Consider the following 15100-nt stretch of genomic DNA (forward strand, 5'->3'; position numbering starts at 1 on the left):
TCCCTAAATTTTCATCGGCTAAACCTAAGGGTTTTTCCCATGGCCATTCTAAGGCGTGTACATCAACCCTGATCCGGTGGTTTTTCTTATTTTAGTGGGAGGTACATAAGCTAATGGAAAAGGGCTATTCACATAGTAGGACAAGAGAACACCGCTTGAAGAGGAACAGAAAAAGACTAATTTTACTTGCTATTATATTATTTGTGGCAGGCTGTATTACTTTCATTGCGATAAAGGTCTCAGATAACAAAACACATGCGCCAACACAGGAGCTTGCTAAAAAAACAGATTCCGTATCCAAGGACTCATCAAAAGGTAAAGTAAATGCGGGGGCAAATGGTAAAGCAGTCTCTCCAAAAAGCGACCCCGAAGTAGAAGATGGTGCCTTTGTCGAAAAATATTTAAAACAGCAAATGCTAGGGCAGATGCCCGATGGAGCCGATGGTAAAAAAGTGGCCTACTTATCCTTTGATGATGGTCCATCCGTGACGGTAACACCTAAAATATTAGACATTCTGAAAAAACAGAAGGTCAAGGCAACCTTTTTTATCGTAGGAAAAGAAGCCGATGAAAATGAACATACCAGGAACATTATCAAAAGAATTGTTAAAGAAGGTCATGCGATAGGAAACCACACGTACTCTCATAATTATAAGTATTTATATCCTAACAAGCGGGTAAGCACGGACCATGTTATGCAGGATATTGAGAGGAACAATAAGGTGTTAAAAAGTATTCTGGGGCCAGAGTTCACCACAAGAATGATCCGGTTTCCGGGGGGCCACATGACATGGAATAGCAGAGATCCACAGGGGATGGCTGCTTTGGATAAAGTTTTACATCAAAAGGACTATCATCAGGTAGATTGGAATGTATTAACGAAGGATGCAGAGGGGAAATCCAAGAAGGCACCGGCACTAATCAACCAGTTTATAAGGTCAGTCAAAGGTCGTGAAAAAGCAATCATACTCATGCATGACACCTATGGTAAAGAAGAAACCGCAAAAGCGTTGCCTCAAATTATAGAATTCCTAAAGAAACAGGGATATGAGTTTAAGGTTATGAAGTAGGATATGTTTATATGTAAGAAAAGGACGGGGCTGATGGCCACCGTCCTTTTTGCAATTAAGGTTTATACTTCGCGTGTTTAGATGCGTTCTGCTTCACCCATCGCCTGAATGAAAGCTCCGATACCTTTGGGATCGTTGGTTATAATCGGCTCGCTGATATAGTAAGCGAAGGTGCCATCCCGACGATCTTTACCACCCAAACCGCTTACTTGCACCGTTTTGTTCAGATTCACGAGTCCTTCTTCAGTAATCGTGATAAATTCATCGATAATTCCCTTACGGATAATTTCTGCCTCTTGACGATATTGCTCTGGCAGATAGCCTTTGCGAACGCCCTTGGCAATAGCATAGAGAATCATGCAGGAAGCAGAGGCTTCCAGATAGTTGCCTTTCACATGGCCCAGGTTGAGCACTTGATAAAAGACTCCACTTTCTTTATCACGCACTTTCAGCAGGGCTTCCAGTGTTTCCGTCAGCATATCAATCAGGACGGGACGGTCTGCATGATCCTCTGGAATATAGTCCAGCACGTCAACGAGTGCCATAACGAACCAACCCATAGAGCGTCCCCAAAAATTTTTGGAGCAGCCTGTTTCCGGGTTGCACCAATGCTGCTCACCTTTCTCATCCCAGGCATGGTAGAGCAGGCCTGTTTTAGGATCACGTGTATGTTCGTAGCAGAGCTTGAATTGCAGGGTCACATCGTCAAACTCTGACGGATCTCCGAATTCACGGATAAATTCAGCGTAGAACGGGGCACCCATGTACAAGCCGTCGAGCCAAATTTGATATGGATAAATTTGTTTATGCCAGAATGCGCCCTCGCTTGTGCGCGGGTGTTTTTCCAGCTGACTGCGTAATTGGTAGGCTGCCTTTTTATATCGTTCATCTCCTGTAGCACGATACAGAGAGAAGAGCAGTTTACCGTTATTCACATGGTCAATATTGTACTCATCTACTTTATAGCGCTGAATAACGCCATTTTCGTCAACAAAATGATCCATATGTTTCTTTATATATTCCATATACTTGGGATCGCCTGTCAGTTCGCCAACCCATTCCAGACCTCTGTAAATGACGCCGTGGTCATATTCCCATTTTTCGTAAAATTCTGGACTCCGTTGTAGAACGGAATCGCTCATACGTACTGCCCAAGAATCTGTTTTTGTAGGACTGGTTGTTGGTTGTGATGTTGGATTTGCCATGATACAGTCACCTCTTTAGTAAATGTTTAATCTGTATTTGTTATTGTTATTACATAGACGGAGTGTGTGTTTTAGGGTCAACAGGTTTGTTCTTAAAGCCCACATTATTGTTGCCCCAGCACCGATCGTAATGGAAACCTGTCAGTTCCTCGAATACCTTTCGTGCTTCCGGTTTGGCTGATTTCATGGAGCCGCCATTTTTAAGACGATCAATTTCGGCGATCAGCTTCTTGTGGCTGTCAATATCCAGCTTCATCACGACAGAAGCAATCATACCGATGATCGCGAGAACGATGGTACCGACCACGAGTACATAAAAGATGGCGTGCTGAGCAGCGACTGGCTGACTATCAGCCCCGGATACAAAGCCAAAATGCTGTAATACCCAGCCAAGAATGAAGACGACAACGGCCCGCACCATTTTTCCGGCAAAAGTCATCATACCTGCATAAATACCTTCCCGGCGACGGCCAGTCAACGCTTCATCCACATCGGCAAGGAACGTGTATTGATTCCAAGGGATGTAGTAGACGCCCCCTGTACCAAGTCCCATGAACAGTGTGATGACATATAGCCATACCATCGTATTCGAGGCTCCCGTTATATAGAGCAGGCCATAACCTGCTACGCTAAAGCAAACGACAACGAGTGCGGCGATAAAAGGCATACGGAACCCTTTACGCACACAGAATTGGATGAAGAAATAGGTAGAAATCAATTGAATGACAGAGTTAAAGCTGTTCAAATTGGATACCATCTCCGAGCTTTGGAACAAGGAGAAGACAATAAAGTACGTAAAAGCAGAAGTAAACAGCCACTCAGCTGAAAAGCCGCCTAGGTACATCCCAAGATGATGACGGAACGTCTTGACTCGGAAGGTAGAGGAAATGTCGACAAACAACTTTTTCATCGAATCTATAAAGGAAAGCGGAGCTTCACCTTCCAGTTCCTTTTGCAGTTCCTCACTTGGACGTTCCCAGGAGTTTTTATACAAGAATGCCATCGCAATCAGCAGAATAGCTGCAAAAACGAGACCGGTATAAAAGAAAGGCAATGGAGAGTCTTTGCCATACTCGGCAATAAAGCGACCAGGGATAAAAGCAGCCGCAAAATTGGCGATTTTGCCAAACATGGCCTTCCATCCGGTCAATCTGGAGCGTGCGCCGAAATCTCGGGTCATCTCTGACGCTAGTGCTTCATACGGCACCATGACAGAGGTATACACCAGTTCAAACAGTACGTACGTACTCAGGTAATACCAGAAGCCCAACCCATCTACCCAAAGCATCGGATACACGAGCATCAGCGGGATACCCATCATGATGAAAAAGCGTCGTCTGCCAAATTTACGGCCCAAGCGGGTCCGGTGAAAGTTATCGCTGATAAAGCCCATGATCGGATTGCTGACTGCATCTATGATGCTGGCAACAGAGAAAATGGCCGCGGCCTGAACGGGAGACAGTCCGCAAAAGGTTGTATAAAAGTACATTAACCATGCACCGCTAATAGCAAGTGCGCCACTTCCCAGCATGTTACCGCTTCCATAGGCGAGTGTATGTTTCAATGTGATTCTTCGTTCCATGATCTGTTCACCTCATATTTTGTCTGGTTATGAGGACAATCACCGGTCGCTATATTATGCAAAATTGTCTGAGTTGGTAGATGGGCCAGGGCGTCCTGATTAGGCGGGGCTTTTAACGTGCCCCTATATTTTTTCCGCTCGGAGTACCCGAGCCGATCAGATCGCTTCCTTTGGCCAGCTTAAGGAAATCACCTAGCTGGATGGAACCGTCTGCACTTCGAGTGATAGAAGGCGTGAGACTAACAAAGTCGTCTGCACTGACTACCAGACCTTTGGCATTTGTCGATTTTTTGTTTTTCCACCAAACGCTAGAGTTGTCTTGATCTGTACCGCTTGTTTTGTCACTGGCGCTTCCCTCAAAGGAAAGATTGTTTATGAACACGTGATCACCCTTGTCAAAAGCAAAATTACTTTGTCCATTGTCCCACGAAGTATTATTGGTCAACGTAATGCTGCCGGGGTTGCTATTGTAGGTGAAGCCGTGTTTTTTGTTCTGGAAAGCAATGCTGTTTTTCACAATATGGTTGACTTTGATTTTGTCTCCACCCAGCTTAAATCCGTTGCCGTCGCTGTTCGCGGTAGACGTTCCATCTGAGGTCTGCCCGTTGTGGTGGGCCACACTGTTCAAAATGGTTACTTCGCCGATGGGACCCGTTTCGGTTTTGCTATACAAATCCCAGCCATCGTCTACGTTGTACGCAGCCAAGCAGTTATCAAACACATTGCCTGATCCTACAGTTAATTTAGCCGCGAAGCCATCGGCATCCTCACCATTATCGGGATCAGCGTTATCGTGAGAGTAAGAATTCAAAATCAAATTGTTCGAAGGCCACTCACTAGTGGAAGCGTTAGGCGAGTAACGTCCAAGCTGGAGTCCAGTATCCCGGTTGTGGTGGGTTTCCACGTTTTCGATTCGGTTATTGCTGCCGCCGATATAGATACCATTATCTCCGGCACCCTTTACTTCAAGGCCCTTTACTAGCCAAAAGTCTCCGTTAAGCTGAAGTCCACGATTGGCTGAACCAAAGGCTTGAGCAGAGAAATCAAGTACCGGCTTTTCACTACCGTAAGCGACCAACCCTTTGAGTGAGCCGTTATTGCCGCTGTTTTCACGCTGAATTGTAATCGTTGAGGAGTAAGTGTAGTTACCACCGCGCAGATAAATAGTTTTACCAGGAGCAATTTGTGTAAGTGCTGCTTCGAGCGTGGTAGGACTGGATATTGTACCCGGATTGGACACGTTACCATTTGGCGACACATACAAATCTCCTGCCGCTAACGTTGCGGAGACAGCTGTTGCGTCGGTTGTACTAACTACCTCTTCTGTGAGTGCAGAAGAAGGGATGTCGTTGGATGACGTATCTGCGTAAGCGGTTCCAATAAGACAAGAAGAAGCGAAAACAAAAGAAACACCGAGTCTTAGAGCGTTAAAGCCGGTTTTTGGACGATCATTTCGTTTAAACATGTAATTTCCTCCTTATTTGAGCTCATATTTTAAAAGAAGATAGCATCTATAAAAGTGACTCATGCTGTCTTTCCACTAAAAACAGGACACCTCCTGGGGGGACAGATTGATCTACCATTAGTCCAAAACGCTCTAAGAAGTATATGCACAGTGTAATATATGTTAACGTTTGCATCAACAGTTTTTTACTGTTTTTTTGATATTGTGAAAAAAAGTTCACACTTTTGTTTCAACTAAAAATGCAATTTTGCCAGACTGGGAAAATTTGATTATACTTAAACATTATACATATAATAGGAATGAAAACTGTGAGAAAGGGTGGGTTTAGTGCATGGAGAGTGGAAATCATTTGACGGATTCAACTGTCGAACAATTGCAGGAAAAGCAGCCACGAGTGAAAAATGAGATGATCGATTGGCTTAAGGCCATTATTGTAGCCATTGTGCTCGTGTTCATTATACGTTGGCTATTATTTGCGCCATTTATTGTTGAGGGAGCGTCCATGGAACCGAATTTCAAGACAGATGAACGAGTGGTCGTGAACAAGGTGATTTACGATTTTCGTGATCCTAAGCCGAGTGAGGTTGTTGTATTCCATGTGAGAAAGGAACAAAAAGACTTTATTAAGCGTGTTATTGGAGTGGCTGGAGATACGATTCAGTATCAAGGAGATCATCTTTATGTGAACGGTAAGAAAGTAGAGGAGTCATACATTCAGGGAGCTATTCAGGATGCGCACGCCAAGGGAGAACTATATAACAATGTTGATTTTCCAAATGGGACCATAACCGATTCCAAGGTACCTGAGGGTTATATTTTTGTGATGGGCGACCACCGCAATAATAGTAGGGATAGTCGTGCTATTGGTTTTGTTTCTATTAAAGATATCGTTGGCCGTGCGGATGTGATTTTTTGGCCGGTGGATAGCTCACAATGGGTTAAGCATAAATAATATAAGAGCGCCTAAGAGGGGGGGATTCCTCACTTAAGGCGCTTTTATTTTATAACCTCATTATATTTTTTTCGTAAACGGGTCAGGCAGCTTGCGCCAATCCTGCTCCATTTCTTCAGGGGTCAGCAGTGTCTCATCCAGAGTGCGCTCGATTTCTTCCCGGTTCATATCGATACCAATAAATACGAGTTTGGTCACCCGGTCACCATACTTTTCGTCCCAGTCAGGTGTCTTTTCGAAATCTTCGCCAAGATAGTATTGGCGTTCTTCTTCAGTCAAAGCAGATACCCACAGTCCTGCGCGTGCGAATTGTTTGGAGCTACCCGCCTGACTGAATGTAAAAGCAGTGCGGTTCTGCGTGGCGAGCCACACCAATCCCTTGGAACGTACAACCTCAGCAGGCCATTGAGCCAGCCATTTCAACAAACGTTCGGGATGAAATGGGATTTTGCGCTTGTACACAAACGAAGCAATGCCATATTCTTCTGTCTCCGGTACGTGCTCTTCTTTGTTCATTTCCTGTATCCAGCCTGCCGCCTGACTAGCTGTTTCAAAATCGAAGCGATGCGTGTTCAAAATCTCTTTTGGGTCCACCTTACCGTACTCGGAACGGATGATTTTGGCGTTTGGTTGAATGCCGCGTAACGCTTTTTCCAATCGTTCCAGCTCCTCTGGGGATACCAGATCGCATTTGTTAATGATCAGCACATCACAAAATTCCACCTGTTCTATGAGCAGATCAACGATGCCGCGTGCATCCTCTTCTGCCACTTCCTGTCCGCGATCCCTGAGGGAGTCCCTAGAGTAGAAGTCTTTCCAAAATTCCGGTGCATTCACGACGGTGACCATAGTATCCAGTCGGGTCAGCTTGGTCAAATCAATTCCATTTTCCTCATCTACATAACTGAAGGTCTGGGCTACCGGAATGGGCTCACCTATACCCGTGGACTCGATAAGGATATAGTCAAACCTTTTGTCGAGTGCCAGTCGTTCTACCTCTTTTAATAAATCTTCCCGCAAGGTGCAGCAGATGCAACCGTTGGACATTTCCACCAGCTTCTCATCCACACGAGATAATCCTCCACCGTCACGAACGAGATCAGCATCAATGTTTACCTCACTCATATCATTGACAATGACGGCTACCCGCAAGCCTTCCCGGTTATTCAGCACATGGTTCAGCAGTGTGGTTTTGCCGGAGCCGAGGTACCCGCTTAGTACCGTGACCGGTATTTTCTTTTCCAATTCCATAGCGTTTGCCAACGTAATCACTCTTCCCTTCGAAAGTATCATGAAATGTCGAATGTGCTGTAGTGGTATCATGCGAGATAGGAAAGCAGACGTGCTTTCTTTATTCTACTTTAATCGTAATAATTACGAATAGTAAAATTAGTAAATCATTATTAAGAGGAATTGTCAAGGAAGGTAAGGTCACCTGATAAGAACTGTATTAATTTTCAAATCGATAAATAATTAAAATTTTAGGTAATTTGTACGATAAAATAAGTATCCATGATGGAACAGATTCAGCCTAAGTTGTATAGAGTTGTGACGGCATGGCGTCAGATTAGAGAGGACGTATCCAATACATGCGGACAATAGGAATAGGCACAAAAATTAGTGGTATGGTGATCGGCATTTTGATAGTGTTGTCTGTCGTGATCGCTTATGTGGCTACTAGCCGAATGCAGGAGGGTATTGAGGCTTTTGCTACCGAAAAGGCTAAAAATGACTTGAATATGGCAACCCGCCTAGTGGACTACAAGTATAGCGGGGCATGGCAGATCAAGGACGGGCAATTATATAAGGGGAGCCAACGGATTAACAATAATGAGGAAATCGTCGATGAAATTGGCGAGGCAACAGGCGATACAGTGACTTTCTTTCAAGGGGAGCAACGGGTAGCGACGAATGTCATGCTGGAGGGCAAACGCGCTGTAGGCACGAAAGTATCGGAGAAGGTGGCTACCGTTGTCTTAAAGCAGGGTCAGCCCTATTATGGTCAAGCGGTAGTAGTTGGAAAACCGTATCAAGCTGCGTACACACCCATTCGCAGTGCAGACGGTGCTGTGATTGGCATTCTGTATGTAGGTGCATCGCAATCGATCATTGACGGGATCATTAGCGGGTTTATCCGCCAGTTTATGATTGTGATTGTGATTGCTATTGCGATATCGCTAACCGTGATTCTCTGGTACATGAGCAGGGTAAACCGCAGACTGAGCCGTGTAGGCCAAGCGCTCGCCAAGGCAGGTCAGGGGGATTTTACTTCTGTCCTGCTTGACCGGAGTGGAGATGAGCTTGGGCGGCTGAGTGTCAACTATAATGAAATGCGAGAAAATTTGAGCATTTTGATTTCCGAGGGCATGCATGCTTGTGGAGCGGTAGCCGATTCAACGGGGCGGCTTGCTGTCATTGCTGAAGCATCGACCAGGCAGGCCAATAGGATTGCAGACACCATCCGGCAGGTTGCAGACGGAGCCGAAGCGCAGACCCGAAGCGTGTTGGAAAATCAGACGGCGATGGAAGAGATGGCTCAGGTCATTCAGAATGTCGCGGAAAATGCTTCTGAGATTGCGGAAGCTGCTATCTACTCCAAGCAACAGGCGGAGGCAGGAGCGGAAACGGCGCGCCTCACGGTGGAACAGATGGGGGAGCTGCATTCGTCCATCCAGCATACGGATGCTCTGATTCAAGCGCTACACCGTCAATCGGGTGAAATCACCGGAATCATGCAGGTTATTCAGGAAATATCTGAACAGACGGGACTGCTGGCGCTGAATGCCTCTATTGAAGCTGCTCGCGCAGGTGAGCAGGGACGAGGATTCGAGGTTGTAGCATCCGAGGTGCGGAAGCTAGCAGATCAATCGGGAATAGCCTCCCGCCAAGTGGCGCAGCTCATCCAAAACATTGATGGAGATGTACAGCGCTCGGCGGAAGCGATTGGACATGTGGTAACGCATGTGGACAGCGGGCTGCGGATGATGAACAAGACACATGACAGCTTCGAACATATCGTAGAAAGAAGCACTCACATTGCGGAACGGATCGAAAGCATGGCAGCAACCGCAGAACAAATGTCGGCAGGTGTGCAGGAAGTTACCGCTTCTGCTACTGAAATTATTTTCATCGCCCGCAGGACGAGCGGCGGCTCACAGGAAGTATCGGTTGCAGCCTCTGACCAGATGGAAGAGATTAACCGTCTAAATACCTGCTCTGCTGACCTACAGCTTGCTATGGAAGAGATGCTAAAAGCGCTAGGCCAGTTTAAGGCTTAATGAATACTGTACAGAAGCCCATGATGGATATCACGAAGACAAGAGGACTTGCGCGAACAACACGCAAGTCCTCTTTTTTTTGCATCTGGCTTCGAATACTTGACTCAGCCTTTGACGGCTCCAGCGACGACGCCTTTAACAATGTATTTTTGCAGAAAAATAAATACGATAATGGAAGGAAGCACAGCCATTACCATCGCGGTCATGGCATATTGCCAGTCTGACGTATACTGTCCAACGAAGGTGTAGGCGGCCAGCGTCAGCGTTTTGGTGCTAGGTGAGCCGTTAACCATGAGAAGCGGAAGCAGAAAATCGTTCCAAATCCACATCACGTCGATAATGACAATGGTGGCGGTGACTGATTTCAGCAAGGGAAAAATCACGGAAAAGAAAAGCCGGAAGCCCGAGGCCCCATCGATTTTAGCGCTTTCGTCGATCTCAGCCGGAATACCTTTCACGAAGCCGTGATAGATAAACACTGCCAGCGGTGCGCCGAAGCCCCAATACAGCAAGCCAAGTCCCCAAGTGCTGTCTGCCAGATTTAAGTCTTTCGCCAGTCGCAAGACAGTGAGCATGATGGACTGAAACGGGATCAGCATCGGCATAATGCACAGCATGTAAATCACGGAGCTCCATTTGCTTTTGGTTCTTGCCAGCTTGTAGGCCGCGATGGAAGATATCAGCACGATACCTGCCAGGCCGACGACGGTAATAATGGTGTTATTGAGAAATAGGCGTGGATAGTCGATGAATTTCCATACATATACGTAATTATCCAGCGAAAGCTGCTTGGGCAGCGCAATGACGTCGGTCATGACCTCAGCGAAGCTTTTGAACGAATTGTTAATGGCGAGAAACAGCGGGTACAAAAATAACAGTGATAATACAATCATGCCCGCTTCTAGCAAAATACGTCCCGTACGGCTGCGTTGCATCAGGCTTCAACCTCCCTGCGTTTGAAAATAGACAATTGAATAATCGTAATGATCAGGACTGCAACGAATAAAATCAATGCTTTGGCTGTTCCGTAGCCATACAGATTGTTCTGGAACGTGTCCCGGTAGATATCATACGCAATGCTGTATGTTGTACCTCCCGGCCCACCGCCGGTCAGAGATAAAATGACGTCAAACACTTTGATCGAGTTGGTCAGTGCCATGAAGACTGAGATCGTAATGGAAGGTGCGAGCATCGGTAGAATAATACTGAAAAATCTCCGAATCGGCCCCGCGCCATCAACAATGGCAGCTTCTTTTAGATCCTCTGGCACAGATTGTAAGCCTGCAATATAAATGACCATGTAAAAGCCAATGGATTGCCAGATTGATACCGCCAAAATGGAAACAAACGCGAGCCCTTCCTCACCCAGCCAGCTCAGCTGGAAGATACCCCAGCCTGTACTGTGTCCCAGTGACTCAAAGCCTTGCATGAAGATGAATTTCCATATAAAGCCGACAATCACGAGACTGAGGATATACGGGATAAAGAAGGCCGCCCGCAGCCAAGCCGAGCTTTTCAGCTTCATATCGAGAACGAGCGCCAGCAAAATGGCCAGCACATTCACCAATACAATGTACAGGATGGCATACTTGACGGTAAACCAGGCTGCATGTGCAAAATTGGCGTCCCCAAGCAGGGTTTGCTTGAAGTTATCCAAACCTACAAATTTCGGATGTTTGGATATGCCGTTCCACTTGGTCAGGGAATAGCGTATCGTCATCAAAAACGGAATATAAAATGCAATCGTAATGCACAAGATTACGGGCAGTGTGAATAAACCGAATTCCAGTTTACTACCCTTGTCGCCCCAGGTTCCCCTTTTTTTCAGCATAACGCACCTCTTTTTCTCAACATTTTCCGCTCTTTCGCTCCAAGCTGTTTAAGATATAATGAAAGTATAGGATAGCCCCTAGGGCCGGACCAATGGATTTAAGAAAACAGTTGAGGGTAAAAATGTGTACGCTTTCAAAAGGGGCGGTTATCATGATGTCAGAGCGCGTAGGAACGATTCTTCGCTCCATGTGGAGGAGGATCACGCAAAAATTAGTGAACAAGCTCATTCTTCTTTTTACCTCGGTGATTATTCTGGTGGTGGGCTCACTCACAATTATTTCCTATCAGATGATTGAAAAGGAGTCGGTTAACCATAGCATCGCCAGCACGACCAATAATCTGCTGCTGGTCAATCAGAATTTGGAGGATTACTTGGAGGGAATGCAGCAGTTGGCTCTTCCACAGCTACGTTATAACGATATCATGAACGCGATTGCCAATGAGAACCGGGACTATGCTTCGCGAATGGTCATTGAAGATTACTTGCGCAGCATGTTTTATTCACGTAATGATCTGGAAGCGATCTATCTGTACGTGGCGGACCGACATCAATACTATGTGGTTACCAGGGAGACGTACAACATTACGGTGCGCAAAGGAATAAACACGGATATTCCCAAGCTTCCTTGGTATAAAGAGGCGATGGCTAGTACCACGAACGAATCATTTCAATCCTTTGTAGGGTCCCGTTCTGATATGGGCTATGTGGCGCCACAAGCCAGCTTTATGGCATACCATCGAGTGCTGAGGTCGATTGCATCCCGTCACCCGCAGGCGGTGCTGTCCTTTTATTACAATACGAGCGCCGTGGATGAAATCATGCAGAACATCCCACTGGGCAAAGGGGACCAATTGATGCTAATGAGCCCTAAAGGGGTTCCCTTTTATGTGAATAGCTTTCCGCTATATGAGCGGATGCGTGATTCCGGAGTGTTGGCACAGATCGGCAAGGGAGGAAGCGGGCGAGTAACGTGGTCAGATAGCAGTGGCAATCAGGAGTATTTGGTCGTCTATGATGCTGGTGAAAAAGATGGGTGGCAGCTCATCAAGCCCATCCCATACCGCCAGATTTATGAAGCAGCTACGACAACACGGAATTGGAGCTATGCCATCGGGGCTTTATTTTTAGGTGTGTCTATTATATTAGTGACACTGACCTCGAACGCCATTACCCGACCTTTACATAAGCTGTCCACCCAGATGAAGCGGTTTAGCACCGGAGATTTTGGAGCAACAGCTCCTGTGAAGGGACATGACGAGATTGCATATTTGTCGCTGCATTTTAACGAAATGGTCCAAAGAACCGAAGAACTTATTAATGAGCGCTATCGCATGAAGCTGGTCGAAAAGAATGCCATACTCAAGGCGTTGGAGGCTGAAATTAATCCTCATTTTCTGTACAATGCCCTGCAAGCCATATCCACACAGGCATTAAAGCGGGAGATGTTCGACATGGCGGATATGGTGGATGCATTGGCCCAAACGTTGCGGTATTCCATCAACGGCAAGGATATCGTAGTTGCCCGCGAAGAGCTCAAGCACATTGAACGGTATATAGGTCTGCAAAAAGCAAGGTTCGGCGCGAGACTGCGGGTCGAAGTGGTATGGGAGGAAACGCTGATGGAGTTGCCGATCCCGAGATTATCTGTGCAGACGTTGGTGGAAAACGCTATCAAGCATGCGTTGGAAAAAGTATCAAGCGATATTCTGATCGTCATTTCAGCCGAATCGAGTTCTACAAATGCCACAATTGCAGTCAGGGACAACGGACCTGGAATTTCAGAGGACAAGCTGAGAATGGTGCTGGATTCATTCCATGAAAAATGGGAAGAACGGGAGAGCGAGCATATTGGTTTGAAAAATCTGAACACACGGCTGAAGCTTTTGTACGGAGATCAGGCAGGATTATTCATACTTACGGATGAAACGGGAACGGAAATGAGAATGCAAATTCCCCGGGGAGGAAGTAGTCATGTATAACGTATTGATTATTGACGATGAAGAGCCGTTGCGCGAAGCCATTCGTATTATCGGGGACTGGGACCGTCTGGGCATCGAACATATTTATGAGGCGACGAATGGAAGGTTGGGACTGGAGCTGTTGGGTCAGCACCATATAGATGTGGTGATGGTCGATATGAAAATGCCTGAGCTGAACGGTATCGAATTTCTTCGCGCGATCGAAAAGGCATATCCCCATCTGCTGACGATTGTCATTAGCGGCTACAACGACTTTGAATTTACACGGCAGGCGATACAATCCCGGGTGGTGGACTATCTGCTCAAACCTATCAATCGTCAGGATCTGAACCAGGCACTGCGCAAAGCAGTGGACATTCTGGAAAGTCGAGAGCAAAGCAAAAACAAGTTCATTAGCCAGAACATTACGCTGAATATGTCACTGCCGAAGCTGAAAGAGAAGCTATATTTGTCCATTTTGGACGGTAGCTTTAAAAGGCAGGCCAATACGGCGTTGCTCCCATTGATCGGAGCGGATCAGAAGGGGAATCGCTTTGGGGTGATCGTGCTGCGGCTGCTGAACAGGGATGAGATTCGCAGGACGCGTTTTCATGGCGATGCCGATCTGATGGATTTTGCCGTGACCAATGTGTTAGCTCAGACGTCAGATGAACGGTTGAGTTGTTTTAGCTTCTCCCATCCGCGACGGGAGCGTGAGGTCGTTTCGATCTGTACCCTGGCCCCAGGACAAGAAGAACATATGGCCTTACTATTGGCACAAGTGACACAGAAGGCGGTGGCCAACCTGCATGGGCTGTTCAGCATGGTGGTAGTTGCCGGATTGGGTAAGCTCTGCACAGATGTATTGGAGCTAGCGTCTGCTTATATGGATGCCAAGACGCTCATTCACAGCACGGATGTGTTAAAGCTGGAAGGGGAATCCATTCTTCATACAGTGCCACGGCAAATGGGTACGTTAGAGGAAATGTCATGGACGGAGCGACTGTTGTCGATCCAAAAGGATGCTCAGACAGGTCAGGCAAACCGGGCAAAGGTACTGCTGGGCGATCTGCTGAAACAATTGGCATCAGGCCCTATTTTCCGTTTACAGGATGCGGATCGAATGATGAAGGAGTTCCATTTTTTACTGAGAGAAGCTGCGATTGAGTTGGGTGCGTCTACGTCAGCGTTGAATCAAGATGGAGCTTTGGAAGATCTGGAGCAAGTGGGGGAAAGCGATTTGTCTGCTGATTTTACGAGCTTTGTCCACTACGGTCAGAGATTGAATCGAATGCTGGAGCTTTACATTGCTGGGGTCCAACATGCTCAAGCGGGGAACCAGCCCTTTGACATAACGGACATCAAAAGGCACATCGATCGTTATTATTTTGAGGATATCAAAATTTCGTTTTTTGCCGAAACCTATTTTTTGAGTCGGGAATACCTGATGAAGCTGTTCAAGCAGCAGTTTGGTTACGGTATTCACGAATATGTGCAGAAGGTTAGAATGGACAAGGCGAAGGAGCTACTGGGTGATTCTAGCCTGAAAATACAGGAAATCTCGGATATGCTTGGCTACAAAGATAAAAATTATTTCAGTAAGGCTTTTCGTAATTATTATCAGGTGTCACCGTCTGAGTATCGCGTAAGCCTGCAATAAACCACTTTTTTACCCTTAACGCTTCACTAATCTGCCTTTTTAAATTGGAGTATATTTTTTAGAATGAGCGCATGGACGTTGATCACAAACAAATGG

The 15100-nt window shown here is 46.3% G+C and carries 11 protein-coding genes; 5 read left to right on the forward strand and 6 right to left on the reverse strand.

What is annotated here, in order from left to right:
- Positions 1–113 precede the first annotated feature (113 nt).
- Positions 114–1070, forward strand: a complete 957-nt coding sequence (locus MHB54_RS14120) for a polysaccharide deacetylase family protein (protein ID WP_068939128.1) — start codon at positions 114–116, stop codon at positions 1068–1070.
- Positions 1071–1147: 77 nt separating this feature from the next.
- On the opposite strand, the gene MHB54_RS14125 is transcribed toward MHB54_RS14120, so the two are convergent.
- The 3 genes from MHB54_RS14125 to MHB54_RS14135 form a co-directional block, all read right to left on the reverse strand.
- Positions 1148–2275 carry a glycoside hydrolase family 88/105 protein gene (locus MHB54_RS14125; RefSeq protein WP_023990952.1) on the reverse strand — a complete coding sequence of 376 codons (1128 nt, stop codon included), beginning with the start codon at positions 2273–2275 and terminating at the stop codon, positions 1148–1150.
- Between the two features lie 49 nt (positions 2276–2324).
- On the reverse strand, positions 2325–3857 hold the full coding sequence (locus MHB54_RS14130; RefSeq protein ID WP_013312587.1) for an MFS transporter: 1533 nt from the start codon (positions 3855–3857) through the stop codon (positions 2325–2327).
- Positions 3858–3969: 112 nt separating this feature from the next.
- On the reverse strand, positions 3970–5322 hold the full coding sequence (locus MHB54_RS14135; protein ID WP_264454392.1) for a right-handed parallel beta-helix repeat-containing protein: 1353 nt from the start codon (positions 5320–5322) through the stop codon (positions 3970–3972).
- A gap of 331 nt (positions 5323–5653) precedes the next feature.
- Here MHB54_RS14135 and lepB point away from each other — a divergent pair, with 331 nt between their 5' ends.
- Complete coding sequence (gene lepB / locus MHB54_RS14140) at positions 5654–6274, forward strand: signal peptidase I (protein WP_068939127.1); 621 nt, start codon at positions 5654–5656, stop codon at positions 6272–6274.
- A gap of 60 nt (positions 6275–6334) precedes the next feature.
- Here the strand turns inward: lepB and MHB54_RS14145 are convergent, their stop codons facing one another.
- Positions 6335–7537, reverse strand: a complete 1203-nt coding sequence (locus MHB54_RS14145) for a GTP-binding protein (protein ID WP_309137760.1) — start codon at positions 7535–7537, stop codon at positions 6335–6337.
- A gap of 326 nt (positions 7538–7863) precedes the next feature.
- On the opposite strand from MHB54_RS14145, the gene MHB54_RS14150 reads away from it, so the two are divergent.
- Complete coding sequence (locus tag MHB54_RS14150) at positions 7864–9552, forward strand: methyl-accepting chemotaxis protein (protein ID WP_264454393.1); 1689 nt, start codon at positions 7864–7866, stop codon at positions 9550–9552.
- Between the two features lie 104 nt (positions 9553–9656).
- On the opposite strand, the gene MHB54_RS14155 is transcribed toward MHB54_RS14150, so the two are convergent.
- Both MHB54_RS14155 and MHB54_RS14160 read right to left on the reverse strand, forming a co-directional pair.
- Entirely contained in the window at positions 9657–10487 is an 831-nt protein-coding gene (locus MHB54_RS14155) for a carbohydrate ABC transporter permease (RefSeq protein WP_013312583.1), read from the reverse strand.
- Positions 10487–11383: a carbohydrate ABC transporter permease gene (locus MHB54_RS14160; RefSeq protein WP_264454394.1), complete on the reverse strand. Its 897-nt coding sequence runs from the start codon at positions 11381–11383 to the stop codon at positions 10487–10489. Before MHB54_RS14160 ends, MHB54_RS14155 begins: the two co-directional genes overlap by 1 nt.
- 122 nt (positions 11384–11505) lie before the next feature.
- On the opposite strand from MHB54_RS14160, the gene MHB54_RS14165 reads away from it, so the two are divergent.
- The gene (locus tag MHB54_RS14165) at positions 11506–13365 is read left to right on the forward strand and encodes a cache domain-containing sensor histidine kinase (protein ID WP_023990949.1); all 1860 of its coding nucleotides are present in this window, start codon (positions 11506–11508) and stop codon (positions 13363–13365) included.
- The gene (locus MHB54_RS14170; protein WP_264454395.1) at positions 13358–15004 is read left to right on the forward strand and encodes a response regulator transcription factor; all 1647 of its coding nucleotides are present in this window, start codon (positions 13358–13360) and stop codon (positions 15002–15004) included. The genes MHB54_RS14165 and MHB54_RS14170 overlap by 8 nt, the downstream gene beginning before the upstream one ends.
- Positions 15005–15100: the final 96 nt, after the last annotated feature.

It is taken from the genome of Paenibacillus sp. FSL M7-0802 (assembly GCF_038004945.1).
GTDB lineage: Bacteria > Bacillota > Bacilli > Paenibacillales > Paenibacillaceae > Paenibacillus > Paenibacillus polymyxa_B.